This is a genomic window from Mesorhizobium sp. M0991 (assembly GCF_040318915.1).
Taxonomy (GTDB): Bacteria; Pseudomonadota; Alphaproteobacteria; order Rhizobiales; family Rhizobiaceae; genus Mesorhizobium.
On record NZ_JAMYNE010000003.1, the window covers coordinates 301,827 to 326,047 of the forward strand.

27 protein-coding genes are annotated in these 24,221 nt (G+C 61.6%); 12 read left to right on the plus strand and 15 right to left on the minus strand.

Features of this window, described 5'->3' with window-relative positions:
• Positions 1-91: 91 nt before the first annotated feature.
• From NKH70_RS07220 to NKH70_RS07245, 6 genes are read right to left on the minus strand one after another with little or no spacing between them, the layout of a single operon-like run.
• Positions 92-958 (minus strand): RDD family protein, encoded by an 867-nt coding sequence (locus NKH70_RS07220; protein WP_353025016.1) that lies wholly within the window; start codon positions 956-958, stop codon positions 92-94.
• Positions 945-1,976 (minus strand): stage II sporulation protein M, encoded by a 1,032-nt coding sequence (locus tag NKH70_RS07225; RefSeq protein ID WP_352911021.1) that lies wholly within the window; start codon positions 1,974-1,976, stop codon positions 945-947. The genes NKH70_RS07220 and NKH70_RS07225 overlap by 14 nt, the downstream gene beginning before the upstream one ends.
• Entirely contained in the window at positions 1,973-3,280 is a 1,308-nt protein-coding gene (locus tag NKH70_RS07230) for a DUF58 domain-containing protein (protein WP_352911019.1), read from the minus strand. Before NKH70_RS07230 ends, NKH70_RS07225 begins: the two co-directional genes overlap by 4 nt.
• The gene (locus NKH70_RS07235) at positions 3,277-4,233 is read right to left on the minus strand and encodes an AAA family ATPase (protein ID WP_352911017.1); all 957 of its coding nucleotides are present in this window, start codon (positions 4,231-4,233) and stop codon (positions 3,277-3,279) included. The genes NKH70_RS07230 and NKH70_RS07235 overlap by 4 nt, the downstream gene beginning before the upstream one ends.
• A complete protein-coding gene (locus NKH70_RS07240; protein ID WP_352911014.1) occupies positions 4,220-5,419 on the minus strand; it encodes a DUF4350 domain-containing protein in 1,200 nt (399 codons plus the stop codon). Before NKH70_RS07240 ends, NKH70_RS07235 begins: the two co-directional genes overlap by 14 nt.
• Positions 5,416-6,048 carry a DUF4129 domain-containing protein gene (locus tag NKH70_RS07245; RefSeq protein WP_352911012.1) on the minus strand — a complete coding sequence of 211 codons (633 nt, stop codon included), beginning with the start codon at positions 6,046-6,048 and terminating at the stop codon, positions 5,416-5,418. The genes NKH70_RS07240 and NKH70_RS07245 overlap by 4 nt, the downstream gene beginning before the upstream one ends.
• A 145-nt stretch (positions 6,049-6,193) precedes the next feature.
• On the opposite strand from NKH70_RS07245, the gene NKH70_RS07250 reads away from it, so the two are divergent.
• Complete coding sequence (locus NKH70_RS07250; RefSeq protein WP_352911009.1) at positions 6,194-6,973, plus strand: hypothetical protein; 780 nt, start codon at positions 6,194-6,196, stop codon at positions 6,971-6,973.
• A gap of 46 nt (positions 6,974-7,019) precedes the next feature.
• On the opposite strand, the gene NKH70_RS07255 is transcribed toward NKH70_RS07250, so the two are convergent.
• Genes NKH70_RS07255 through NKH70_RS07265 form a run of 3 tightly spaced genes read right to left on the minus strand, consistent with a single transcriptional unit; the run spans position 7,020 to position 9,756 of the window.
• A complete protein-coding gene (locus NKH70_RS07255) occupies positions 7,020-7,799 on the minus strand; it encodes an N-formylglutamate amidohydrolase (RefSeq protein ID WP_352911006.1) in 780 nt (259 codons plus the stop codon).
• Positions 7,799-9,112: a type I glutamate--ammonia ligase gene (locus tag NKH70_RS07260; RefSeq protein ID WP_353025018.1), complete on the minus strand. Its 1,314-nt coding sequence runs from the start codon at positions 9,110-9,112 to the stop codon at positions 7,799-7,801. Before NKH70_RS07260 ends, NKH70_RS07255 begins: the two co-directional genes overlap by 1 nt.
• Complete coding sequence (locus NKH70_RS07265; RefSeq protein WP_352911001.1) at positions 9,109-9,756, minus strand: cysteine hydrolase family protein; 648 nt, start codon at positions 9,754-9,756, stop codon at positions 9,109-9,111. The genes NKH70_RS07260 and NKH70_RS07265 overlap by 4 nt, the downstream gene beginning before the upstream one ends.
• 152 nt (positions 9,757-9,908) lie before the next feature.
• Here NKH70_RS07265 and NKH70_RS07270 point away from each other — a divergent pair, with 152 nt between their 5' ends.
• Both NKH70_RS07270 and NKH70_RS07275 read left to right on the plus strand, forming a co-directional pair.
• The gene (locus NKH70_RS07270) at positions 9,909-10,631 is read left to right on the plus strand and encodes a LuxR family transcriptional regulator (protein ID WP_352789657.1); all 723 of its coding nucleotides are present in this window, start codon (positions 9,909-9,911) and stop codon (positions 10,629-10,631) included.
• Positions 10,632-10,715: 84 nt separating this feature from the next.
• A complete protein-coding gene (locus NKH70_RS07275) occupies positions 10,716-11,375 on the plus strand; it encodes an acyl-homoserine-lactone synthase (RefSeq protein WP_352910998.1) in 660 nt (219 codons plus the stop codon).
• Between the two features lie 295 nt (positions 11,376-11,670).
• Here NKH70_RS07275 and NKH70_RS07280 read toward each other — a convergent pair whose 3' ends face one another.
• The 3 genes from NKH70_RS07280 to NKH70_RS07290 all read right to left on the minus strand — a co-directional run bounded on the left by NKH70_RS07280 (position 11,671) and on the right by NKH70_RS07290 (position 15,290).
• Complete coding sequence (locus NKH70_RS07280) at positions 11,671-12,717, minus strand: hypothetical protein (protein WP_352977380.1); 1,047 nt, start codon at positions 12,715-12,717, stop codon at positions 11,671-11,673.
• Positions 12,718-13,353: 636 nt separating this feature from the next.
• The gene (locus NKH70_RS07285) at positions 13,354-14,499 is read right to left on the minus strand and encodes a tyrosine-type recombinase/integrase (protein ID WP_353025021.1); all 1,146 of its coding nucleotides are present in this window, start codon (positions 14,497-14,499) and stop codon (positions 13,354-13,356) included.
• Between the two features lie 2 nt (positions 14,500-14,501).
• Entirely contained in the window at positions 14,502-15,290 is a 789-nt protein-coding gene (locus NKH70_RS07290; protein WP_352910991.1) for a hypothetical protein, read from the minus strand.
• Positions 15,291-15,394: 104 nt separating this feature from the next.
• Here NKH70_RS07290 and NKH70_RS07295 point away from each other — a divergent pair, with 104 nt between their 5' ends.
• From NKH70_RS07295 to NKH70_RS07315, 5 genes are all read left to right on the plus strand, one after another.
• Positions 15,395-15,601, plus strand: a complete 207-nt coding sequence (locus NKH70_RS07295; protein ID WP_287322029.1) for a helix-turn-helix domain-containing protein — start codon at positions 15,395-15,397, stop codon at positions 15,599-15,601.
• Positions 15,598-16,167, plus strand: coding sequence for a hypothetical protein (locus NKH70_RS07300; RefSeq protein ID WP_236391415.1), 570 nt, complete (start codon positions 15,598-15,600; stop codon positions 16,165-16,167). Before NKH70_RS07295 ends, NKH70_RS07300 begins: the two co-directional genes overlap by 4 nt.
• A gap of 85 nt (positions 16,168-16,252) precedes the next feature.
• The gene (locus NKH70_RS07305; RefSeq protein WP_352910988.1) at positions 16,253-16,540 is read left to right on the plus strand and encodes a DUF6074 family protein; all 288 of its coding nucleotides are present in this window, start codon (positions 16,253-16,255) and stop codon (positions 16,538-16,540) included.
• Positions 16,541-16,650: 110 nt separating this feature from the next.
• Entirely contained in the window at positions 16,651-16,959 is a 309-nt protein-coding gene (locus tag NKH70_RS07310; protein ID WP_353025022.1) for a hypothetical protein, read from the plus strand.
• Positions 16,956-17,174 carry a hypothetical protein gene (locus NKH70_RS07315; RefSeq protein ID WP_353025023.1) on the plus strand — a complete coding sequence of 73 codons (219 nt, stop codon included), beginning with the start codon at positions 16,956-16,958 and terminating at the stop codon, positions 17,172-17,174. The genes NKH70_RS07310 and NKH70_RS07315 overlap by 4 nt, the downstream gene beginning before the upstream one ends.
• Before the next feature lie 493 nt (positions 17,175-17,667).
• Here NKH70_RS07315 and NKH70_RS07320 read toward each other — a convergent pair whose 3' ends face one another.
• On the minus strand, positions 17,668-17,937 hold the full coding sequence (locus NKH70_RS07320; RefSeq protein ID WP_352910982.1) for a hypothetical protein: 270 nt from the start codon (positions 17,935-17,937) through the stop codon (positions 17,668-17,670).
• Positions 17,938-18,203: 266 nt separating this feature from the next.
• Positions 18,204-18,770, minus strand: a complete 567-nt coding sequence (locus tag NKH70_RS07325) for an NnrU family protein (RefSeq protein ID WP_352910979.1) — start codon at positions 18,768-18,770, stop codon at positions 18,204-18,206.
• 815 nt (positions 18,771-19,585) lie between these two features.
• On the opposite strand from NKH70_RS07325, the gene NKH70_RS07330 reads away from it, so the two are divergent.
• Genes NKH70_RS07330 through NKH70_RS07345 form a run of 4 tightly spaced genes read left to right on the plus strand, consistent with a single transcriptional unit; the run spans position 19,586 to position 22,053 of the window.
• Complete coding sequence (locus NKH70_RS07330) at positions 19,586-20,035, plus strand: thiosulfate oxidation carrier protein SoxY (protein ID WP_352910976.1); 450 nt, start codon at positions 19,586-19,588, stop codon at positions 20,033-20,035.
• A 21-nt stretch (positions 20,036-20,056) separates the two neighbouring features.
• Positions 20,057-20,383 carry a thiosulfate oxidation carrier complex protein SoxZ gene (gene soxZ, locus NKH70_RS07335; protein WP_352903451.1) on the plus strand — a complete coding sequence of 109 codons (327 nt, stop codon included), beginning with the start codon at positions 20,057-20,059 and terminating at the stop codon, positions 20,381-20,383.
• A 53-nt stretch (positions 20,384-20,436) separates the two neighbouring features.
• Positions 20,437-20,778 carry a c-type cytochrome gene (locus NKH70_RS07340; RefSeq protein ID WP_352910974.1) on the plus strand — a complete coding sequence of 114 codons (342 nt, stop codon included), beginning with the start codon at positions 20,437-20,439 and terminating at the stop codon, positions 20,776-20,778.
• Between the two features lie 6 nt (positions 20,779-20,784).
• On the plus strand, positions 20,785-22,053 hold the full coding sequence (locus NKH70_RS07345; RefSeq protein WP_352910972.1) for an NAD(P)/FAD-dependent oxidoreductase: 1,269 nt from the start codon (positions 20,785-20,787) through the stop codon (positions 22,051-22,053).
• Positions 22,054-22,061: 8 nt separating this feature from the next.
• Here the strand turns inward: NKH70_RS07345 and NKH70_RS07350 are convergent, their stop codons facing one another.
• On the minus strand, positions 22,062-24,188 hold the full coding sequence (locus NKH70_RS07350) for a heavy metal translocating P-type ATPase (RefSeq protein WP_352910970.1): 2,127 nt from the start codon (positions 24,186-24,188) through the stop codon (positions 22,062-22,064).
• Positions 24,189-24,221 lie beyond the last annotated feature (33 nt).

Consider the following 24,221-nt stretch of genomic DNA (forward strand, 5'->3'; position numbering starts at 1 on the left):
GAATTTGCGGGAGAAGATGGCACCGGTCAAGCGTCAATCTTCGGTGGCAATGGGCTGCTGCGCACGCTTTTCGTGCATTTCCACTCCTGGTCTAACGCGCATGTTTGTCGGCCCTGCGGTTGCCCAGCAGCAGCTTGCGTTCGAGATGCGCCCGCAACTCCCCATAATACGCCGTCAGGAACGCGCGTGCGTCATGGGCTTGTGGTGCCGCGCCGATCTTGCGTCCGATCGTTTCGGCAACCGTCCGCAATGCGAAATAGTCGTCGCGGCGCAGCACTTCCTCGAGCTTGTGGAGTTCGGCAATTCCGTAGGCATCGAGCTGGGCGTGGCTGAACCGGAACGCGCCGGCCGCCGGATCCTGCCGTGCCGACAGGTCTTCAAGCAAGGCGCGCTTCGGCGCTTCGACCACCCAGGTCCCCGCCAACAGGTCGCCGATCCGCATGCGGTCTCGATTGAACAGCGGGAACAAGGCAAACAGCAGCGTCCACACCAGTCCGAACAGGGTCGTCAGCGTGTCGGCGAGGTCGGTCCCGCTGCGTCCGGCGATGATCGACAGCGGCAGGAACACCTCGATCTCGCGCATCAGGTTGCGGGCTATCACCTGGTCGATCGACAGGCCGTCTCCGCTGCGCGACGCGACCCGGATGCCGACGATCCGCTTGCCGGGCGTAGACGCACGCCGGCCCGCTTCGAAGACGGTGAAGTAGGCGTTGCGAAGAAAGAAGATCAGGATGATCCAGACGACGAAGAGCGGCTGAAATCCCTCGCTGCCCAGGCCTCCCACCCCGAACAGCGCGACGATCGTGATCACGATTGCAGCTACGGCGATGAACACGACGTCGAGAAGGAAGGCGGCAGCCCGCGTGCAGGCGTCGGCCAACTTTATCCGGAGATCGACGCCTTCGGGCGTGATCAGCGGTCGTATAGCCGCGAAGGCAGCGCGTTTAACGATCGCCATGCCGCACCGCCCGGAACATATAGAAATAACCGATCCACAGCACCAGCATGCCACCGCCAATGGCGTAGCGCGTGACGTCGCTGGTGATGGTCTGCCTGCCAATGCCCTCGAGCAGCCCGGCAAACAGCAGCATGACCGAGACCCCGACCATGGCGTTCGCGGCGATGCGTCCGGCGCGAGCCGCTGCCGCCATTCGCGTCAATTCGCCGGGAAAGGCGATGCTGGTGCCGATGCGCATACCGGCCGCGCCGGCCAAAGAGATTGCGAGCAATTCGGTGGTGCCGTGGATGGCCAGCCAGCCGCCAAGCTCCATGCCAAGCCCCTTGGACCAATAGACTTGGAACAACGCCCCGATCATGCAGCCGTTGAACAGCATCAGCAGTACCGTCGGCACGGCGAAGGCAAAGCCAAGGGCGAAGGCCAGGATTGCGACCTGGACGTTGTGCGTGAACAGATAGGCGGCAAAGCCTGAGAGAAAGCCATTGTCGCCATCATAAAGCATGCTGCGCAGCAGTTCGGCCGAGGTGTCGGGGCCGCGGCCTCCTGCCAGGCCGGGCGGGATGATCGCGTCGAACCAGCTCTTGTCGGATGCCACCAGCCAGGCGCCTGCACCAATGCCGATCACCATAAGCGCAACCGAAACCAATGTCTCGCGCCACAGGTCGCGAATGGCTTCGGGCCAGTCGTGCAGGAAGAAATCGGCGAGGCGCTGCCGCAGCCCACGCCGCGCGCCGTAGAGATAGAAATAACCGCGCAACGACAGCGCTTCGAGATAGGCGACCAGCGCGTTGTCGAGCGATGTCGCCCGCGCCACCGAAAGAGAAGACAGCGCCGATCGATAGAGCAGGGGCAGCGACAGCAGCTCCTCTTCGGAAAGCGTCCGCGGCGCACGCTTCTCGACACGCGCGAGCAGCGCCTCGAATGCTTTCCAGTCGGCCTCGCGCTCGCGGCGGAAGCTGGCCAGCGACTGGCGTACCGCATCGCCGCCTACAGCATTGCCGGGCACTGGCGCCGTCACAGCAAATCCTCCTGCTTGAACTGCAGATAACGCTCGACCAGCGCCGGACCAAGCCGGGTATGGTCGGCTTCGATCACATGCGCCCCGAGCAGCCGCAGCCGGCCGATGACGACCTGCCTTTCGCGCAAGAGCCCTCCGGCAACGACCGCGCGGGCAACGTCCTCGCCGGAGCGTGGCGGCATGTCGGCCAGGCCCTCCAGTTCGGTGTCCTTCATCATCATGAACAGCACGAGATGCCGCTCGGTGAGCCGGCCCACGGTGCGCAGCATCAATTCGGCACTGATCGGATCGACGAAATCGGTGAAGATGATGACCAGCGAGCGGCGGTCGAGCCGCGCCGCCAGCGTCGTCAATGCCAGCGTGAAATTGGTCTCCTCGCTGGAATAGTCGATCTCGGCGGCCCGTTTCTGGATCATCGCAAAGCTGGCGGGGCCGCGTACCGCGCCGCTTGAAACGCGCGGCCTTGCATCGAAGCCGAACAGGCTGACCATGTCGCCGCCCTTCAGCGCGATGAATGCCGACAGCAAGGCGGCCGTCACCGCCCGGTCCACCTTCGGCACTCCGTCGACCGGCTCGCACATCAGGCGTCCGCTATCGATGGCCAGCACGATGTTGTTGTTCTCCTCGATGCGGAACTCGCGCGCCAAGAGCTTGCCGTGGCGGGCGCTGCGCTTCCAGTCGATCATCCGCCGGCCCATGCCCGGCTGGTAATCCTTGAGCGCGTCGAACTCGCGGCCTTGACCGGCGCGGCGCTGCGCATGGCCTTCGGCAAGCGCCGCATGTTGCAGCAGCGTGATCGCCTCGCCGCGGGCGCTGCTGACGTCGGGCAGCACCGCGACCTTGCTTTCCACTGGCAGCACGACCTGGTTCCAGACCAGCCCGAACGGCCCGCGCCAGCGCACCCATAGACGGTCGAAGCTGGCGACGCCGCGCCGCAGCGCCTGGAAGCGAAGGTCGAGCGACCCGCCTCCGGCCGTCGGCCGCAAAGTCCCACCGCTGCCGCTCACCGGCGCCAGGCGCGCATCATGTCCGACGCGAGCCTCCGCGGCGCGCGACCCCGAGTGACGGGCGGCGATTTGCACGCCGAATTCCCCGCCGACACCGACCTGCTGCGGCGCATCGATGCTGGCATTCAGCGATGCCCGTCCGTGTCCGGCCGCGGCATCCACCGCCAGGAAGGCAAGCAGCAGGCAACTCCACAGCAATCCCAGATACCAGAACGACGGCAGTGCCAGCGCGACCAGGAAGGCCGGCACCGCGCCGGCCGCTGCTGCCCATACCGCTCGGCCGCTGGGATAGATCAACGTGGTGCTTCCGTCTGGTCGACCAGGTCAGAGACGATCTGCTCGACCAGGCGGCCATCGATCTGGGCGGCAGGCGAAAGGATGACGCGATGGCGCAGCGCCGGCACTGCCAGCGCCTTGACGTCGTCGGGGATCACATAGGCGCGTCCGTCCAGCGCCGCCCGGGCACGCGCCGCCCGCGCCAGCATGGCGCCCGCGCGCGGGCTGGCTCCGACTTCCAGATCGGCATTTTCGCGCGTAGCCCGAACCAGCGCCGCTATATAGCCGACGACATCGTCGACGAGGGTGACGGAGCCGACGGTTGCGAGTGCCTCCTGCAGCGTCTCGCGGTCCGTCTGCGCCTTGATGCCATATTGCGCGATGTCGTGCGAGGCGGAGCCGCCGCCGTGATGGACGATAATGGCTCGTTCTTCCTCGGGGCCGGGATAGCTGACGCGGTGCTTGAACAGGAAGCGGTCGAGCTGCGCCTCCGGCAGCGGATAGACACCTTGGTGCTCGATCGGATTCTGGGTCGCGACGACCATGAAATTGCGGCCGAGCGAATGCGTGGTGCCGTCGAAGGTGACCGCATGTTCCTGCATCGCCTCGAGCAATGCGGCTTGCGTCTTGGGCGGCGTGCGGTTGATTTCGTCGGCAAGCAGAAGATCGCAGAAGATCGGACCGCGCGTCAGCGTGAACTGCCCGGTCTGGAAGTTGTAGATGTTCGACCCGACGATATCGCCGGGCATCAGGTCCGGCGTGAACTGGATGCGCCCGTAGGCGATCCCAAGCGCCTGGGCGAAGCAGCGTGCGGTCATGGTCTTGGCCGTGCCGGGAGGACCTTCGAGCAGGATATGCCCGCCAGCAAACAAGGCGGTCAGCATCAGGTCGACCGTATCGTGCTGCCCGGTGATCGCCTTGGCCACTTCTTCCCTGATCCGTGTCGCCAGGGCCTTCACATCATCGACGTTCACCGAGCCTCCTTGCCGTCCAGTCGTGCAGCCGCTCTGCCGCCTGTTGCATCTGGTTCAAATTCTTTGCCTCGCCAGCGGCTTGCGAGCGCATCGTGAATCCGTCGACTTCCTCCTTATCGCGAGAGTCGAGCCAGCGGTCGAGCGCTTTGCCTTGCAACCCTTGCGGTGCCCCGAGCAGCGCGCCGGCGCGCACCCGCATCAAGGCCGCATAGCGGCCTCCCAACTCGTCCAGCCGGCCGGCACGCCGCATGAGCATCGCCGTCGTATCGACCAGCGCACGCTTGCCGAAGGCAATCGCACGCTGGTCAGCGCGCGGCGGGCCGAACCGGCCAAGGCCATGCAGGAACGCCAGCGCCGCGGCGACCAGGATCGTCAGTGTCAACGCCAGGAACGGCGGCTCGACCAGGAGCTTGGCCAGATCATACTTTCGCCCCGCGCCGTGCAGCGTCAGATCGAACATGACCAGACCCTTGCCAGGCCGCAGCCATTGGATCAGGTCGCGCGCCGCGACCGCCTTTTCGGCATCCCCAAGCGCGGAATTATTGATTAGGTCGGGATCGGTCAGGATGAAAAAGGGTTTGTCTTGGAATTCGACGAGGACGGCCTTGCCGCTGCCTGCCGCAATGATCGGGTGATCGTCGGCAACCCATTGCATGTCTTGCGGCGCGGCGACGAGATGGCCCCGGATCTCGAGTTGCTCGACGGTGCTCCTGCCGACACCGAGCTTGGCCTTGACGATCCGGCCGAGCCAACCGTTGACTACGGTGTCGGGCAAACGCTCGATTTTCATCTTCCATCCCTCGTGCTGCTGGAGGGGCAAGGTCTGCCATTTGGGCAGCACGAAGAGAGTCTCGCGGTCATCGCGAAGCTCAAGAATGCGGTCAAGCGCCTCTTGGTCGCTGTCGGGCGAGATGGTGACGATCAGCAGTATATCTCTGGCAAGATCGTCTTCGGTCCGTGCCATCAAGGGCGCCTCGCCGGTAAGCCGCAGCCATTCCGCCAGACCGGCGTAGCCGACGCCGCTTTTCGATAGCGGCGTGGCGCCGCCATTGCCGGGCTGCCGGAAGTCGGGGGCATAGGTGGACAGCAGGAAGAAACCGGCTGCCGCAAGCAGGCTGGCGAAAATTCCCCAAAACAGTGTCTTTCGATTGAACGGCTCCTGTGCCTCGACCGCAGGTGCGCTCACGTCCAGGCATCCCGGAAGGCGAAACGTTCATAGGCGCCGCGTGCTTGCCGCCAGCCTTCCGCGCCGACCGGCCGGCGCGCGAACAGCGCCGCTTCGACAATGCGGGCGATCTCGGTAAACGCATGGCGTGCCCTTGCCGGCAGGGAAGGGGCGGCGGCGATGTCGCGCGCGGTCAGCGACGGGCGCAGGAAATCCGGCAGCCGTCCGGCAATATCGGCGACGCTGCGCCGAAGCAAAAGGTGAACCGCCTCGTCATAGTCGCCGCGCGCAGCCAGCGCGTCCGCTTCCGACAGCAGGACCTGCGCGGCGCCGGCGTCTGGGCGCCAGGTCTCTTCGGCTTCGGCCTCCGGCCGGGCGCGCTGCCAAGGCAGGCGCCAGGCGATGCCTTTCACCTCGAGGAAGACCAGAAGCAGGATGATTGCGACGCCCGATATCACCGCCCCCCAGAACAGATAGATCATGTATGGACCGAGCCACGACAAAAAATCCTGCAGCGGCTTCAGCCACTCGGGCGGCTTTGGCGGCACATAGGCCGGCAGGTCGAATTGGATCGACTCATCGGCGATCAGCTGCTTGTGCAGATTGGTCAGCCGTTCGGCTTCCGCTGTGCCTGGCTGTGCCAACGCCACCCGCTCCCCTGCAACCTGTGGTTCCCGGCCGACACTGACAATGCAGCGGAACAATTGCAAGTGGGCTGGACGGCGACCGTCAATCTTGGCAGATTTGCTGCCGGCGCGGCCAGCGATATGCGGCGGTGGGGCAGGGGGAAGCATCATGACGTCAATGACACTCGAACGGCCTGAGAAATTCCAGATTGGCAGGGTGTTCAACAATAGCTTTGCGGTCATTGGCCGTAATGCAGGGCTCTGCCTGGGGCTTGCCGCAGTATTTTCGGGCTTGCCGACACTTGGTTTTCAGCTTTGGGCTTTGAGTCGGCTCGCAACCGTTACCCCGGTGCCTGCCTCGATTGAGCCAATTTTCGTGTGGAGCTATTCCAACATCGCGATAGGCTTCGGGCTGGTTTCCTACATCCTTTCGTTGTTGCTCCAGGCATCGCTGGTGCGTGCAACCATCGAGGACTTGAATGGCAAGCAGCCTTCGTTCGGTGATTGCATCGCGAAAGCAGTCTCCTTTCTCTTGCCGACACTCGCGATTGCTCTGCTGGTCGGTTTGGGCGCGGGCATCGGTTTTATGCTGCTTATCGTGCCTGGCATCATTTTGGCGCTCCGCTGGTCGGTCGCAGTGCCAGCGCTGGTGCAAGAGCGACTCGGCGTATTCGGTAGCATGGCGCGCAGCCGCGACCTGACCAAGGGAAGCCGCTGGGCGCTGTTCGGCCTGTTCCTTATCCTGATCATCGCCGTGGTGACCATTCAGTTGGCGCTTGGCGCCGCAACCGCCCTGTTTGGAGGAGGGATGGTGGGTGCTGTGGTGGACGCATTGGTGACGAGCGTAACGTCGATGGTGATGTCGATTGCTACTGCGGTTAGCTATGTCGAGTTGCGTCAGGTCAAGGAAGGCACCAGCGTCGAAGAACTGTCGGAAATATTCTCGTAGCGGCAAGGGATCTGCCGCCTTCATCGCATCGGGAAGCCGAACTTGTTCAGGAAGCCTCCTTCTGCTGCGCCGGCAACGCTGCGGCCAGACGCTTCGCCCATTCCTCGATGCCGGAGCGGCTCGCCAGCAAATCCTGTCTGATCTCGATGAGGACGGCGGGAATGCCGCGATCGTCGCCATGGACCGGTATGGCGTAGTCACCGTCGCGGCTGATCACATAAGGCTCGTTTGCCGCGACGTTGAGCCCACTGTCGGTGCTCAGGCCGGCAAGCACTGCCTGGCCGAAATCGATTGCCCGATCGTAAAGCACGCCGGCGTGCCAGGGCCTGCGAACACCGAGGAAGACCGGCGTAAAGGAGTGGATCGTCGCGATCCGCGTCGCTCTGCCCTGCTTCGCCCGCTCGTCGAGGTGGGCGGCCACGCGGTCATGGAACGGCGCGAACATGATTCCGGCACGCCGGCTTCGTTCCTCCGGATCGAGGCCGACATTGCCGGGGATGTCAGTGTCCTCCGATAGCACCGGAATGCTGCCGCTGGAACCAAGCGGCCGGTTGAGATCGATCAAAAGCCGCGAATAGGAGCTGAGGAAAGCCGGAGCATCGAGCAGCTTCGACAGAGTGCGGGTCACTGCGGCGGCGCCGATATCCCAGGCGACATGGCGCTGCAAATGGCTGCTGTCGAGACCGAGCCGCGCATACTCTGCCGGAATATGATTGGAAGCGTGCTCGCATATCAAAACGATATCGGAACGCCCCGTTTCGTTGATTGCATCGACCGCGGGAGGCCAACCTTCAGGTAGGATGGCGTTAGCGAGCGGCTCAGCCATCAATACAGCGTCCGGCAGAGATCGCAGACAGCCACTTGGTCGAGACCGGCGAGGCGCTCGGTCTCATGCCGCTTGAGGCCGACAAAGGTCTCGACAAACACCGGCGCGAACCATCCGGTCACGGTCTTGTCGGCGACGAGCGCGTCGAGTGCCGCCGGCAGCGTTTCCGGCAGTCTTACGAGGCCAAGCTTGTTGCGCTCGGCGGCGCTCATCAGCGTCGGGTCGCCGGTGACCAGCGGCGGCGCCGGCAGCTTGGCCTTCAGCCCTTCCAGCCCGGCGCGCACGATGGCCGCCAGCGACAGATAGGGATTGCCGGTGGCGTCGGCCGCCCGGTATTCGACGTTGTACTGCCGCGCCGGATCGCGCCCGCCGAGCGTCACCGTCGGGCAGATGCGCAGGCTCGCCTCGCGGTCGCGATCGGCAAGCCAGGTGTAGGACGAGCTCCAGCTGTGCGGCTTCAGCCGGTAGTAGGACGATACGCTCGACGCCGTCATGGCGGTAATCGCGGGCAAGTGGCGCAGCACGCCGGCACAGAACGAAGCGGCCTGGCTGGAAAGACTGCCCGGCTGTGCCGGATCGTAGGTCGCCGGCTTGCCAGCCTCGTCGACGAAACTGAAATGGATGTGGACGCCGTTGCCGACGGCATCGGGAGCAGTTTTGGGCGCGAAGCTCGCACGCCAGCCTGCACATCGCGCCACTTCGCGCGTGACCTCGCGGATGGCAACGGCGCGATCGGCCGCGGCAAGCGCATCGGCTGGCTCGCATGTCACCTCGAATTGGTCGGTGCCGAATTCGGCGATCACCACTTCGGGCGCGACGCCGGATTCCGCCAGCGCCGCCATCAGATTGGCGGCGAACGGATCGGTGCGGCGCAGTGCGGCGAGCGACATCGAATGAGCCGGCCCAAAGTCGCCCTCGATATGGAATTCATGCTCGAAGGCGGCGATGACGGAAAGCCCGGTCGCCGCCCTCAATTCCGCCAGCGCATCCTTGAGCATGGTCCGTGTACAGCCGACCCACGGGCTGCCGTCGAGTTCGACGATGTTGCCGGCGACCATATCGAAGGGCGTCGCCGATCCGGTCAGCGCGGTGCGAAATCGCGCGTTGAGATCGGGAATGAGCCGCACGTCGCCGGACGACCCCCACGGATTGGGATCGACGATTGAGTTGAACGGTGTCAGCGACAGGTTGGCCTGCAGCCAGCCGACGCCGGTCGCAGCGATCTTCTGCAGCCTGCTTTCGACGACGGAGCGGCCGCGCGTGATCGCCGAAAGGTCGGTGGTGACGACGGCAACCAGCGGTTCGACGGTCATGCGGCTTTTCCCAAGGCTTCGAAACGGGCCGTAACGGTGGCGGTATCGGCGACCCAGCAATAGCCGCCAAACGCCTTGAGCGCGCCGTCATGGCGCTCCTGCGAGGCGGCGGCGCAAGCATCGGATACGCAGGTGACGAGGTAGCCGCGATCGGCGGCATCGCGCACCGCCATGTCGACGCACTGGTCGGTCATGATGCCGGCGACGATCAGGTAACGCACGCCGAGGTTTTTCAAGACATAGTCGATGTTGGTCGAGTTGAAGACGCCCGACGATGTCTTCGGCAGCATGATCTCGTCGCCAACCGGCGCCAGCGACGGCACCGGCAGGCCCTCCGGCCGGCTCGGCGCGATGTGGATCGGCGTCAGCTTATGGTCGAGCGAGCGATCGCGGCCGTCTTCGGTCAAGCTCTGGATGATCGTATGGATCACCTCGACGCCGTTGGCCCGCGCCGCCGCCAGCAGGCGCTCCTGGTTGGGGATCGTTTGCGACGCCGTCTGCCGGTAGAAATAGTGATCGGGACCACGCTCCGGATGCGCCGGATCTGCGCCGGGCTCCAGCCAGACCCGTTGCATGTCGACCAAGAGCAGCGCGGTTTCGCCGGCCCGGAACGGCTCGTTTCGTTTCGGCAATGCTGGAGTCATGCTTTCTGGTCCTGTGTTGCTGATCATAATCCGGCTGATTTAGCTGATTTTGGTCCACGCGTCCTGCGTGGCGGACACACTTATTGGGAGTATTCGAAGTCGCTAATTTGAGTTAAACTTTGTTTTCGGGCGTGGAGACGGGGGTCTCTGTCATGATCGATTCAGACGTGTTCGACTTTGTCGAACGCTGCAGGAAACATACAGCCACCGGGCCGCTGCTGAGCGACCTTCTTGATACCGTGAGGAATCTCGGCTTCGAGCACCTTATCCTGAGCGGGGTTCCGCTCAGTGGCCAGAAACTTGCGCCGATGGTTGAACTGAATGGCTGGCCGGCCGGCTGGTTCGAACGCTATGTCGAGGCCGAGCACGCCGCCGTCGATGGTGTTTGCATCTACTCGGCAAAAACCCTGAAGCCGTTCCTTTGGTCCGAAGTTCCGGCAAAGTGGTCGGATACGGAAGGTTCACGACGCGTCGCCGGCGAGGCGACGGAGTTCGGCATCTGTAGCGGCTTCGCTGTGCCGATGCTCAGCATTCACCATTGGCAATCCGTGCTGTCGTTCGCCTCTTCCGCGAAGTCCTGCAATCTCTCGCCACGCCATCAAGTGCAACTGGTGACCATGGCGGTCTATGCCGGCATGTCGATCCAGGCGTTGGCGGACGACAATGATGACGATGAAGGCGTGCTGACCGACCGCGAAAAAGAGGTGCTGTTGTGGGCCGCGGCCGGCAAGACCTCGTCGGAAACATCCCAGATCCTCGGCCTGACCGAACGCACGGTCAAATGGCACTCAACGCGGGCCCGCGAGGCTTTTGGCGTCGCAACGACCACGCAGGCGGTCGTCGAGGCAGTGCGCCGGCGCCTGATCCACCCCTAAACGCGTCAATTGTCCTATCGGACAGGTGACGTACATTAGCGAGGCTGCAAATATCCCCCGCGACAACGATCGGGGGATCGCACCATGATAACGGCCCACGTAGTCAACGCGCATAACAAGCATCTCTACGAAAACGAATTCGACGAATTTCTGCGCCGGCGGCACGATTTCTTCGTGCATCAAAAGCGCTGGCGCCCTCCGAGCCCGGATGGTCGCGAACTGGATCAATTCGATACAGACGCGGCGACATACCTGCTGGGCATTGAAGACGATCGCGTAGTGACTTCGGCTCGATTGATCCCAACGAGCGAGCCGCACATGGTCTCGGAGGTTTTTTCTCACATGTGCGAAAAATCGGGCGTCCCAAGACGTCCCGATTGGGCCGAATGGACCCGCACATTTGTCGTTCCCGACAAGCGAACTGCCGGGCTGAGGGGCACGCTGACACAGCTGTGCTGCGCGGTGATGGAATACGCTCTCGACGAGGGCCTCAGCGCCGTCGGCGGCGTCCAGGAAACCTACTTCATGCCCCACCACGGCGCCCTCAAATGGCGGGCCGAGCCGATGGGCATGGCCAGGGAAGAAAACGGCGAATGGTACATCGTCGCATATATCGAGGTGAACGAGGCGGCGCTGGCGAGTGTGCGGAAGATCCTGGGGATTGGGCATTCGCTGTTGGTTCGGCGGGGGAGGCAGCTGCCGTTCTGGGAGAGCAATAACAAGCGATATGCAGCTGTATTGTAATGGTTAGACCTAGACTCGGCAGACGTTGCAGCATTACAGAAGCCTCCTCAACAGGAGCCGTTCCAGTGGCCGCCTCGAATGCGCTTTGTAGTTCCGCAAGCGATATAGGTCCGACGTTTGATGCCTTGGTGCGCGTCAAACGGGCAAGATGTACAAATATTCGCAATATTGTAGGTGCGTCGAAGGAAACATGTATGTTTGCGTCGCGCTGGCACAGAACGTCCATAAAATGGTTCCAGAAGGAGATCTCGTCCCCGTCCTCTCCGAACATTTTTTCAAATTCGTCTGCAGCGAGCTAACCTATAGTCTGACAGATAAGCGGTCGGCGAGGTAACCAGTTTGGCACGTCAACATCAATATCTCTATTCTGAAAGTACTCGAGGAGTTCGCTTTCGCTAAATTCGCTCTTAGAGCGGATTACGACTGTGTTTTGTGGGTTTATCCCCAACGCCGCGAACATCTCATCCGTGCTCGGAAAATAATGCTCGCGCCCGGCCACAAGGCTGCCTCCGGCATTCTTTTGAACAACGTCCTTTACGCCTTCTAGCGACTTTGCTCTAATAAATTTTAGGCGATTGCTATCGTTACTCCAGGACTGAGAGCCTATTTCATCAAAACCATCAAGAAAAAAGATGATAGACTTGGCGTTAAACGCTTTAATTGCGCTGCTTTCTAGAGAATCAAGCCCGAGCTCATTGAAGTGACGCCTAATCAGTTCCCCGCTCTGACGCAGTCCCCATGATTTACGCAGATCGATTGCAATAGGATGGCAGAAGTTCACCGTTGCTGTTTCGCTGAGCAAAGTGAACACCTCTCGAATGCACCGACTCTTTCCACTCCCGTATTCGCCAAGTAAAACGACGTTCTTTCCGCCCAATAAGTATTCAGTTACGTCCTTTGTCGAGATGTCACCCTTTTTGCCATCCACAGAATATCGTACCGGAACATACTTTGTATCATCAGTCTCGCCAGTTAAAGGATTGATGGAGCTACCGAAAGGTGCTGACATCCTAATCGACGAGTAAGAGTCGAAATCAAAAAATTGCTTACTGAATTCGTCAAATGAAAGAACATGAATATGCTGCTCTCTCCCTGCATCTCGCATTGCGGGCGTGATGTTGCCATTTACTATGCAGAAACATCTTGCCATAACCCCCTTTGAGAACATGGTGTTCTTCGCGGTATGGAGCTTTATGACGTCTTCGCGAACTTTTGACAGAGATTTCTCCTCTGTTATTTCAACGAAACATTGCAATTCGGCCTCAAGTATCGTGACGCCGTCAATATTAACTCCGCCGACGCGTTGAGGAGTGCAGGGGCGAGACCATATGAGGCTTGCCATTTCGCGCACTCGATCTTCAAAGTTTGCCCAGTTCCGCTTGACTCATGAAAACCCCGCTGCAATCTCGGGCCATAACGCCCGCAAACAACCCTCTCGTCAACTCTCCCTGCATAGCAGGATTTCCGCCCCTCAGTAGGGCAAGGGGATCGCATATCGTGATTTGGCGATTACGGTGACAGTGCACCATTTCCTTTCGCCACCTGCCTCGTTTTTCCAGGTTTCACGGCTTTGCCGGTTTGCCCGGCGATGCTCGGCCCACGGGTGCATCGAAAACCGCGACATCGGCGATGCGGCAATACTCGACGAGCAGTTCTTGTGGAACACATAGTCTTCGGACGTGAAAACACTTCGGTTCGCCCTTACGTACGGTGCTTGGGGATGCGGCAGACCGGGAACGCGGGCAAGGTGCACCATGCGGCGGGGGCGACATGGTAAAAAGTGCACGGTCACCGTATCAAAGAACGACAGCTCGCACGCGGGGTTTAGGCTTTCGGGCAGTTGCGCTTTGATTTCATCCGGGAAGTCGTTGGCTGGGGAACCTGGATTCGAACCAGGACTAACGGAATCAGAGACAGATTGATCCGTTGTTTTCGCTAGGAAATTTCGCCTTGTGTTGCAGCCGTGTTGCAGTCTTCGCTACGAAAGTAGCCGGGCCTCGATCTCGGCAACTGCCGTCTGATCGGCGGCGTCGTCTTCGAAAAGATGGCCGTATGTGTCGAACGTCACCGTGATCGAGCTATGCCCCATGATCGTCTGGACGCGCTTCGGTGAAAGCTTTTGTTCGATGAACAGGCTCGCCGCCGCATGACGCAGGGCATGAAAGTTGTACTTGGCGATTTTGAGCGGGGCGCCGTCGGCGTCGAGCCTGGTCGGGTGAAGGCGGAATAGCCCGGCACCGACGAGCAGGGGCGTCCAGACGCGGGAAAGAATGTTGTGGTGGTCAAGCGGCGTTCCTTCGTCGGAAGGAAACACCAAGCCATCGGGACCGTTCGCGACGGAGAGGCGCTGCTGCTTCAGCGCGTTGATTGCCATCGGCGCCAACGGCACGTCGCGCTCGCCGGCCGATGTCTTCGGCAGCCCGAAATCGCCCCATGCATCGACCCGGCCTTTCACAGTCAGAACGCCGCGCTTGAGGTCGAAAGCGTTCCATCTTAGGCCGCGCAACTCGGAGGCACGCAAGCCGCTGAACAGGGCAGTGACGATCAGTGCGCGGTGCTTGCCTTGGGTGGGGGTGGCGTCGAGGATCGTGCGCAATTCCGCCTTGGTGGGGATCTCTGGCCGCTTCGACTTGCGGCGGTCGTTCGTCTTCACCTTGGCATCTGACACCGGATTCGTCGCCGCCAAGCCACGCCGCCTTGCTTCAACGAAGACCGCGCCGAGCGAACGCACGATGCGCTTGACCATGGCCGGCGATCGATCCTTTGCCAGTTCATCGGCGAAGGCATGGACGTGCGGCGTATTGAACTGCGAAAGCTTCCTGGCGCCGATCAGCGGCACGATGTGGATGTTCACGTGCTCGGCGTAGGCTGTGCGCGTGGAGCGCTCCAGTCCTTTGGCATCACACCTTTCCAGCCACAGCTTAGCTGCCTCTTTGATCGTGATCGAGGCGCTGTCTGCTACATGGACGCCGAGCTGTAGGTCGCGCCGCACCTTGACCAAATAGGCGTCGGCATCCTTGCGCTTGTCGAACTGCTTTGAGCGGCGGTTGCCGCCAGCGTCGAAATAGTCGGCGAGCCAGCGGACTTCGCCGGAGGGGAGGGTGCGTTTGCGGACCTTAGCCATTATCAGGACTCCCCTGTTTTCGAGGTGCTTTTGTGTACAGCACGCTTCAAGCCTCGTCGCTGCATTGCCAGCCACTTCCGCTTTTCTTCGTCTGATAGATCTTCTGGAGGAAAATTCCCGAATACGAGACGTCCATCCTTATCTTCCCCTAGCCATTCTCCAATTTTGGGAGCGTCCTCTTCTCGGAGCGCCTTCCACACGAAAGGCATCAGATACATCTCATCGTGCCAATCGCGCTTGTCACCCAGCGGCGGCGGTTCATCAGGGTAGTCGAGGAAGGGCACTGCCACGGACATGCCCAACGCTTCCGGATTGCGCAAATATGACATCCGCTCTGCCATGTCCGGAGTGGTTTGCTTGAACATTTCCGCCGCTTGCGCGATGTGCTCGTCCACCGCCGGGAGAGCAGCGCTTATATCGTCTGTGTCTCCTTCCGGACGGCACCGGCCCACGGTAGTAGCAATCGCCGAGGCGACTGCGCGATTGGTAAACATGTCTTGGTGCCAGCGCGCCTTCGTGTAACTTTCAATCCTAGTTGTCATGTGGGCCACGAGATAGGCCAGCGCCTTAACGTGATCCTTTCCAAGGTTGCGCTGCATCCGCTTCTGCTCCTCGAAGCTCTCGCGCAGGCGCCGCTCGACAATCTGCGAAACAGACTTTCCGGTTTTCTCACTTTCGCTGTCCAGAGCAGCGCGCAACTCTGGTGTTATCCGCGTGGAAAATGCCGAGGACTTCCCGGCAAACTCTCCCTTGGGTTTCCGTCCGCCGCCGGCGGCCCGCTTTCCTGCCATCGCTCAATCACCTTATTTGTCTTAACATTTGTAACGCAACGTATGGCATTGTGCTGGCACTAGCAAGGACGAATAAGTAAATTGAGGCATCGAAAGGAGCACACATGACCCTCGAAGATGCCTTGAACCGCCCAACACTATCGGTCCCGGACGCCGGCGCCGTGTTTTATGGACTGAGCCGAAATGGCTCGTATGAGGCTGCAAAGCGCGGCGATATCCCCACAATCAAAATCGGCCGGAAAATCATGGTGCCTGTAGCACCTCTTGCCGAGAAGCTCGGCATCCGGGCGAACCTGGGGAGGGCGGCTTGAGCGCTGTCCAGAAAGACCGGACGTGCAAGGGTAAGACCTACAACCTTGTGAGAAAGCACACCAAGCCGTCGGCCGAAGAGAACGGTTGGCAGTGGTTGACGCGCGACTTCATGGAATCCGATGCGTTTCGGACGCTCAGCGGCAACGCCCACAGAGCGCTCTTTCGGATCCTTATAGAACATGTCTCCCATGCGGCGCTTTGCAATGGGCGGCTGATCGTGACCCACACGCAGTTCATCGAATACGGCGTAACCGGCGAATACGTCGCCGACGCGACCGGCGAGTTAGAGTTCAAGGGCATCATCCGGGTCCAGCGCGGCAAAGCTGGCGACGGGACATCGCATCCGAACACATACCGCCTGACCTTCACCGGTGATTATGAGGGCGCGCCAGCGACCAACGAATGGCGGCGCTGCACAATGGCGATGGCAAAGGCGTGGTCAACGACCGTCAGGAAACAACAGGCCGAACAGCGCGGCAAGCTCGGGCGCAAGAAAAAAACGCCGCTTCGGACTTCCGAAATGTCCCCGCTTCGGAGTTCCGAAATGCGCAAGGTGTCGCGATGATTTTCGTACCGAAAAGGTCAAAGATTTCAATATCAGGCACATTTCGGAAGTCCGAAGTCCTATACATATTTTGGAGGGGATACCGATGCGCGGGCTGGGCCCTCATGCTATCGACGATGCGGTGTGCACCGTACTGCCGTTTCCGACCGTTCGACGCGTCGGGAAGATCCGTAGGACCGTCGAAGTGCTGTCTGATCGGACCGCAAAGGGCGGAAACCATTATTGGAAACAAGTCATCGCGGGCATGCGGACGCAAATGGTGTCCGCTGGCCTGGCCGACGAGGTCATTGACCAGGAACTTCGGGCGTTTGCCGACGAGGTTTTCGGCAGAATCCGGAATTACCGTCAACCCGAAACCAATGGTGCAGCATGAAATCGATTGGCCTTCCGGTAACGCTGCATGATCGGGCGGTGGCAAGAGTTCCTGTCCTGCAAGGGCGAGATGCCGCGAATTGCATTCATGAAATATTGGCGGCCTAATCCATGACGGCAAAAACAAAAGTCCTCCCCGCGCCCGATCACGCGCACCAATCGAACCCGTCGCGCCTCTTAAAGATCGACGGAAGCACCGTCACTATCGACCATACGGCAGCCCAGAAAGCGTTCGGATCATCGGACGAAGATTTCATCAATGGCCTCCTGCGCCAGCTGGTGAATGTCGGCAGCCACGGCAAAACGCCAGACGATAAGGGAACGGCCTTTGTCGCCTCGATCGTGAAGGCATTGAACCGCAGGATCAAATCGAAGCTATGCTGGCATCCCAGATGGCTGCGGTGCACATGGCGACAATGACGTTCGCCCGCCGCCTTGCTCACTGCGAAACTATCCCGCAGCAAGACAGCGCCGAACGTGCTTTCAACAAGCTCACCAGGACATTCGTGGCCCAGGTCGAAGCCCTAAAGAAATACCGCACGGGCGGCCAGCAGCACGTCACGGTGAAGCACGTCACGGTGAACGAAGGCGGCCAAGCTATTGTCGGCAACGTCTCGCATGGGGGGGCAGGGTGACGGAAAAAAATAACGTCAACCTCATGAACCTAGCGCCTCGGTGTCATGCTCGGTCGAAGCGGACGGGTTGCCAGTGTCGATCGCCAGCGGTGAGGGGCAGCGCAGTCTGTCGCATGCACGGTGCGGGCGGTGGCGCACCTGAAGGCAAGCGGAACGGCAACTATCGCAACGGAGGCAGGACCAAACGCACAATGGCAGCCTTGGCGGTTGTCCAGGCAATGGCGCGAATATGTCGGCAGTCGATCGATGATCTACCGGATTAACTGGGAACTAGTCGCCATGCTGCTTGTCGCGGCCTTCATTCTGGCGTTGTGCCTGCGTCCCTAGGAAGGTGAAAATATCGACACTTCTCGGACCTTCGCCGAAACGACTGCCTTGTGCTGTTGGGGCGCGACGCCCAGCGAGCGCAGGCGCGACGTTGATGCAGCCTTGTCGCGCCGCAAGGTTATGCTGTACCTCCACGGCGAAGCATGAGTGAACGCGGACCCTTTGGTCAGCCCTCCGAGGATTTGGCGCGTTCCTCGTCGCATGATTTCGCACGGATCAGATTGGGATTGTCCTTGAGTCCGGCAGCCCAGGCTCTGAGTCCGGCCTTTCGCGCTCCCTCCACAAACAGTTCGGCCTCGTGCTCCATCATGCCGCCCGAGCCACTAAGATAGCTTTCCGCGATCCAGATAGGATCCTCGAAACCATCCGGCGGGCCAAGGCGGCCAGACGAGGCAGGGCCAGTTAGCGGGAACTCCCGAGAATCGACGGAGGACATCTGAGCCATCCCGGGGACGCATTCGCTCCGATAATTGTATCCCGTACCGCTCGTGTTTACAGCGTCGCGCGCGGTTGGCAAAGCAAGGCGCGATCCGAGCCGAATTACTGCAACGTTGCCGGCTGGAGCCGTCTATGGATCAAAATTCTGATGTGCCGACCTTATGCCAAGCATTGGTTCCCTGTGGCGTCTGCGAGGCGCTCGATCCGCGGCAACTGGTGGGATTCGCCAGGACATCCTCGAAGGCGCGCCGTCGCTGCCGACGTTCAAGCGAAGGGCGAGACTCCGAACAGCCAGCCGTGCAGCCAGAGCCCGAACAATGCGAAAGCCACCAAGCCGATGCCCACAGCAATCAGGTCGCTACGCGGTCGCACGACCGCGGGTGCCGGATCGCCGCGTGGAATGACGGCAATGAGATCGACAATCGCGTAAACCAGAAACGCTCCGAAGACTAGGAGCGAGGCAAGGTCGCCATTGGCCAGGAGGTGGCCGATGGCCCAAAGGATGATGCCCACCAGCATCGGGTGCTTCAGCCGATGCTTGATTGAACCCGTGGGCAAGTAAGCGGCTGCCAGAAAGACGAATGCGGCGAGCACCAACACCGACGCGACATGGCGGCCCCAAGAGGGCGGCTCGTAGATCTCAGGCGCATTGGGCCGATAAAGACTCCAGCCCCAGACGATCAGCACGAAGCCGATGATCGATAGGAGCGAATAAAGTCCCTTCCAGCGCCGCTCGTTTGTGGCGATTTGCTCATCACGAAAGCTGCCGGCGGCGATCCGAACAGAATGGATTCCGAAGAAGATCACGAGGCCGAAAACCAGTACTAGCATAACACCTCCGAGGTTCGGCGCGTCGGCGGGAAGGAAGGCTTGCTTACGCCCTCGCTCGAGTTGCCGGCTGCATGCGCAAAACGGATCCTGCGAACGAGATGGTCAGAGTAATATATCAGGGACCCGCAATCTTGGAATGGGCAAAGCTGCCGATTGGCACGGCACAGCGGCATCGCCTGCGCGCAGGTTCTTCGCGTTCAGCACGGAACCGCCCCGGTGAATGCCTGTGGCGACGTTCCGTTCACATAAATTGCATGAGGGCAACGGGCGGGCGGCGCAGTAGCGTTCGATATGCCCGTTCTCGTCGTCACGGCATCCAAGGCTGAGCGGTATGCTGCTTCGACCTAATTGCCGGCCCTCCGCACATGGTACACGAAGGTCCGGAAATGGTCGAACACGACCTTGAGTTTGACCAGCCTATAGATCCGTTTCTGGCGCTAGTTGCCCATTCCGGTGGCCAGCTCGAACGGTAAAACCTGACCCTAACCGGTCCTTCTTCAGCCTATCATGAATGTCGCACATGCTTGTAAATCCGACATTGCGCTGGCGCTGTTCAGAGCGCTCCAGTTAGTTCGAGCGTCCGATAGCCGGCCAAGAGCGTGATTAGAAATCCGACAAACGCAGGAGCGTCCTTTCCTGCAATGCCTTGACCGTTTTGAGGGCGGCTAAGAGACCTTGGACACTTCTAAGAGATTTGCTCGCAGCGGTTGGCGGTGCTAAACTTCAAAGCTGCCGCACTGATGTGTCCGATTGCGCCGCCTCCTGCCGCTGTTGATGTGTGTCTTCGGAGTGACGCAAAAAAGGCGGAGACCGGGATGATGAGCTTGACGCGCCGCGATGTGTTGATCGCCGGGAGTGCAGGGTTTGCCGGAGTCGCGCTCTCCTCGCCGCTGAGCGCGCGTGCGAACGATGAAGCGCTGGAACTCGTCAAACAGCTCATCGGGCGGACGGCCACGGAGTCGGACCGCCTTCACCTGATAATGCCGGCGGTCTTCCCGACCGGTTACACCGTGCCTATGAGCCTCGACATCGACAGCCCCATGACGGAGGCCGACCACGTGAGGCAAATCCGCGTGTTCGCGCCGCAGAACCCGATCATCGAAGTGGCCAGTTTCCATTTCGTCCCGCAACGCAGCCTGCCCCGCGTGTCGACCCGCATCCGCCTTGCCAAACCGCAGCATGTCATCGCAGTCGCCGAAATGAATGACGGCAATCTGCTGATGACCACGGCTTGGGTTGACGTCGCCACAAATGGCTGCGCCTGACATCTGAGAGGGAGCCGGACAGTGATCACCCCCACACCACGCGTGATCGTACCAAGCGCTGCGGCGAAGGGCGACGTCTTCCAGGTCAAGACCATCATCAGCCATGAGATGGAAACAGGGCTGCGCCACGATGATCAAGGCAATGTGATCCCGCGCAAGATCATTAACCAGTTTGTCTGCCGCTGTAACGACGCCGTGGTGTTCAGCGTCGATCTACACGAGGCGATTTCGGCTAACCCGTTCTTCGAATTTTCCCTGCGCGCGACAGAGAGCGGCCGGCTCGATTTCGTCTGGGAGGAAGACGGCGGTGCCGTCTATACGTTGTCGCACCAGCTCACGGTCGGTTGAGGTGGCGACGCAATCGACTGCGCGAATTATGGCGTGACAAGTTGAGTGGGAGCGTGACCGGAAAACTCCAAAACAGACGGGTATTCAGCATGCGCCCCGTCGCGAGATCTGCGATTGCAGCGAGCCTCGTGCTTCTCGTCAGTCAATCCGGCGCGGCGGCGGGGGCGGATCAAGGCGCTCAACTCGCCGCGACCTGTGCGTCCTGCCATCGTCTCGATGGCGGCGGCACAGGCATTCCCAGCATCATCCGGCTTGGTGAGGAGAGGCTCACCAACGCCCTGCTTGCCTACCGGGCGAGCGAGAGTCCAAATCACATCATGCACGCTATCGCGCTGTCGCTCAGCGACGAGGAGATCGCGAGCGTCGCGCGCTACGTCGCAGCGCAGGGAAAGTAGCGCGCCATGAAATTCTTGACGCGTCGCGAGTTCGGCCGCCTGACTGGAGCAGCATTGCTAACGGCGCTCAACCAGCCGAAGGCGCGGGGCCAGGCCAAGGCGCGTGTCGTCGTGATCGGCGGCGGCATCGGCGGCGCAACGGTCGCCAGATATCTCGCCGTCAGCGCCACGGCTATCGAGGTGACCCTGGTCGAACCGCGGCAGAGCTACACGACCTGCTTCTTCAGCAATCTCTATCTCGCCGGGCTCCGCCCGTTCAAATCGCTCAGCCATGGTTATGAAGCGCTGGCAAGGCAATACGGCATCACCGTCATTCATAAATCCGCTGAAGCGATTGACCCGGCGGCGAAAACCGTTGCGCTGAACAACGGTTCGAAGCTCAGCTACGACCGTCTCGTTGTTGCGCCAGGCATCGCATTCAGGGATCGGGCGCTTAAGGGCTATGACGAAGCTGCGATGGAGATCATGCCGCACGGCTGGAATGCAGGGCCGCAAACCAGGCTGTTGCGCCAGCAACTGGAAAGCATGGAGGACGGCGGCCTGTTCGTCATCGTCGTCCCGCCGAATCCGTTTCGCTGTCCGCCCGCCCCCTATGAGCGCGCTTCGCTCATCGCCTCCTATTTCCAGCGCAGCAAACCCAGGGCCAAAATTCTGATCCTCGATTCGAAAGACAGCTTCAACGCGCAGGACCTGTTCCAGGACGCTTGGAACCGCCACTATCCGGGAATGATCGAATGGCTACCGGCCCAGTTCACTGGCGGGGTCACGGCGATCGACGCGAAGACCCGGTCGGTGATCACCGAGGGAGCAACATTCAAGGCCGCGGTGGCCAATGTCATCCCGGCGCAAATGGCCGGGCGCTTGGCGCAGCAGGCAGGGCTCGCCAATCAGTCGGGCTGGTGTCCCGTCGATCCGGTCACCTTCGAATCGGCGCTGCAGCCCGGCGTCCATCTGGTCGGCGACGCGATCATCGGCGGGGATATGCCGAAATCCGCCTTCTGCGCCAACAGCCAGGCCAAAGCCTGCGCCTTTGCCATCGCGGCCGATCTCACCGGATCAGCGCGTTTCCCGGCGCATTTGTTCAACACCTGCTACACCTATCTCGCCCCCGACGATGCGTTCAGCAACGCCATCAGCTTCAAGCCCGTCGACGGAAAGCTCAAGAGCGTCATCAGCTTCGTCAGCAAGGTCGAGGAAAGCACCGAGGTCCGCCGGCAGGCTGCGCGCGCCGCGGAAGGCTGGTACGACGCCTTCACGCACGACGTGTTTGGCTGAAACGAAACTCAACTCCGCTCGACGGCCGGGCCGGCCATTGCGGAAATGCCGTCACCATTCTGGGCGCGCTCCGCCTCGGCGCCGGATCGTTGCTCCGGGATCAGCGTTGGAACAGGATCGGGCAGCCGCTCCAGCCGCAGCGAATTCACCACCACGAGGATGCTCGAGCCGGCCATGACCGCCGCCGCAAGGATTGGCTGCAGAAGTCCGAATGCTGCGAACGTCAGGGCGACGAGGTTGTAGCCGAACGCCCACATAAGGTTGGTCAAGATGGTCCTGCGGACCGCGCGGGCCACGTCGACGATCCAGGGCAGCATCCACAATCCCTCCGCAGGCAGCACGAGCGCCGCAGTCTCGCGGGCGAGATCGGTGGCGGAGCCGACGGCAATACCGACATCTGCGGCGGCCAGAACCGGCCCGTCATTCAGTCCATCGCCGACCATCGCCACCGAATCGTGGTCATGGCGGAGCCGATCCAAGGCCAGCCGTTTGGCCTCCGGCGAAAGGCCCGCTTGGACCTCCTTGATCCCGACCAGGGCCGCGATCCGCTCCGCCGCTTGCGCCAAGTCGCCGGTCAACAGCGTGGCGTCGAGCCCGCGCTCACGCAGGGCCGCGATCGCGGCCTGCGCCTCGGGAAGCGGCGAATCATCGAGCGACAGCACAGCGTGAACCCGCTCGCCCCAACCGACATAGACCACCGAATGACCGCTCGCCTCCAGCGACCGTGCACGCTCGGCTAGCGACGGGGGAAGCGGCCAGCCCAGATCATTCATCAATCTGCCGTTCCCTGCCGCCACGGGCCGGCCTTCGGCGTTGCCGCGGATGCCACGGCCGGGAACCATCCGGACCTCGCGGGTGACGAGCGGCGTGATGCCCCGCTGAGCGGCGGCTGCCGCGATGGCCCGCGCCAGACCATGCTCGGAATGGCGCTCCAGACCGGCGGCGCGCGCCAGTACTTCGTCGATGCCGACCTCCTCGCGTTCGACGCCGACGAGACGCGCTTTGCCCGCCGTCAGAGTGCCGGTCTTGTCAAAGGCGAGCAACCGTACACGCGCGAGTGTCTCGAGCACGCCGGGGTCGCGGACGAGGCAGCCGTGCCGCGCCAGCCGGCCGATGCCGAGCGATGTCGCCATCGGAGCAGCGAGGCCGACGGCACAAGGACAGGCAACCACCAGCACCGAGAGGCCAATCAGCAACGCCCGATCGAACGGCAATGACTGGGCCCAGTAAACGGTCGTCAGCCCGCCGAGGGCGAGGACGAGCGGCACGGACACGCCAACGACGCGATCGGCAAGGCGCTGGGTTGGACTGCGACGACCCAGCGCTTCGCGCACCGACCGGCAAATCCGTGCCCAGCGGGTTGCGGTTCCGTCACCGCTGCTTTGGATCAGGAGCGGGCCGTCGATATTGATACTGCCGGCAATCACCTTGGAGCCGGCGCGCTTTGTCACTTGCCGGCTTTCTCCGGTAATTACGGCTTCATCGGTGTTCGATTCCCCCTCGACAACCACGCCGTCGACCGGAATGCGCTCGCCTGGCCGGACCCGCACCAGCATGCCGGCCGTCACCTCCCGCACCGGACGGCGGATCTCTGCCGCGCCATCGACCGCGGTCGCGCTCTCGCTTTCTGCGGCCAGAAGAGGTTCGAGGTCGCGCGCCGCCCTGGCGCGGCCAACAGCCTCGAGATAGCGGCCAACTGTGAATAGCATCAGCACCATCACGGCGGTGTCGAAATAGACATGCGTGCTGCCCTCGAACACGGCAAATGCCGAATAGAGGTAAGCGGCAGCGACGCCAAGCACGATGAGTGCCGACGACGTCACTCGTCCCTGAATGCCATTGAGCCACATGTCGCGCAGATAGGGTCCGCCGAGAATCACCACCGCCGGCGTGGCGAAGATCCAGAGCAAAAAGTGAATCCACGGCAGCACGCCCGCATCGACGCCCGTGAACGCGTCCGAATAGAGGAGGAGGCTGAACATCATGATATTCATGGAGAGAAAGCCTCCCACGCCGAGCTGGATCAGAAGCCAGGCGGCTTCCCACTCTTCGTGTCTGCCGCTCTTCACCTGAAAGGCGATACAACAGCCGTAGCAGCAGAACGCGCAAGCCTCACCGTTGAGCCTGCGCTCCATCGGGCGCAGACCGACGGGCAGCGAACAATGGCT

Coding starts and splice junctions, on each gene's coding strand:
- NKH70_RS07220 (WP_353025016.1), bottom strand. CDS start 958: ATGGCGATCGTTAAACGCGCTGCCTTCGCGGCTATACGACCGCTGATC.
- NKH70_RS07250 (WP_352911009.1), top strand. CDS start 6,194: ATGACGTCAATGACACTCGAACGGCCTGAGAAATTCCAGATTGGCAGG.
- NKH70_RS07255 (WP_352911006.1), bottom strand. CDS start 7,799: ATGGCTGAGCCGCTCGCTAACGCCATCCTACCTGAAGGTTGGCCTCCC.
- NKH70_RS07260 (WP_353025018.1), bottom strand. CDS start 9,112: ATGACCGTCGAACCGCTGGTTGCCGTCGTCACCACCGACCTTTCGGCG.
- NKH70_RS07265 (WP_352911001.1), bottom strand. CDS start 9,756: ATGACTCCAGCATTGCCGAAACGAAACGAGCCGTTCCGGGCCGGCGAA.
- NKH70_RS07270 (WP_352789657.1), top strand. CDS start 9,909: ATGATCGATTCAGACGTGTTCGACTTTGTCGAACGCTGCAGGAAACAT.
- NKH70_RS07275 (WP_352910998.1), top strand. CDS start 10,716: ATGATAACGGCCCACGTAGTCAACGCGCATAACAAGCATCTCTACGAA.
- NKH70_RS07280 (WP_352977380.1), bottom strand. CDS start 12,717: ATGGCAAGCCTCATATGGTCTCGCCCCTGCACTCCTCAACGCGTCGGC.
- NKH70_RS07285 (WP_353025021.1), bottom strand. CDS start 14,499: ATGGCTAAGGTCCGCAAACGCACCCTCCCCTCCGGCGAAGTCCGCTGG.
- NKH70_RS07290 (WP_352910991.1), bottom strand. CDS start 15,290: ATGGCAGGAAAGCGGGCCGCCGGCGGCGGACGGAAACCCAAGGGAGAG.
- NKH70_RS07295 (WP_287322029.1), top strand. CDS start 15,395: ATGACCCTCGAAGATGCCTTGAACCGCCCAACACTATCGGTCCCGGAC.
- NKH70_RS07305 (WP_352910988.1), top strand. CDS start 16,253: ATGCGCGGGCTGGGCCCTCATGCTATCGACGATGCGGTGTGCACCGTA.
- NKH70_RS07310 (WP_353025022.1), top strand. CDS start 16,651: ATGACGGCAAAAACAAAAGTCCTCCCCGCGCCCGATCACGCGCACCAA.
- NKH70_RS07315 (WP_353025023.1), top strand. CDS start 16,956: ATGACGTTCGCCCGCCGCCTTGCTCACTGCGAAACTATCCCGCAGCAA.
- NKH70_RS07320 (WP_352910982.1), bottom strand. CDS start 17,937: ATGTCCTCCGTCGATTCTCGGGAGTTCCCGCTAACTGGCCCTGCCTCG.
- NKH70_RS07325 (WP_352910979.1), bottom strand. CDS start 18,770: ATGCTAGTACTGGTTTTCGGCCTCGTGATCTTCTTCGGAATCCATTCT.
- NKH70_RS07330 (WP_352910976.1), top strand. CDS start 19,586: ATGATGAGCTTGACGCGCCGCGATGTGTTGATCGCCGGGAGTGCAGGG.
- NKH70_RS07345 (WP_352910972.1), top strand. CDS start 20,785: ATGAAATTCTTGACGCGTCGCGAGTTCGGCCGCCTGACTGGAGCAGCA.
- NKH70_RS07350 (WP_352910970.1), bottom strand. CDS start 24,188: ATGGAGCGCAGGCTCAACGGTGAGGCTTGCGCGTTCTGCTGCTACGGC.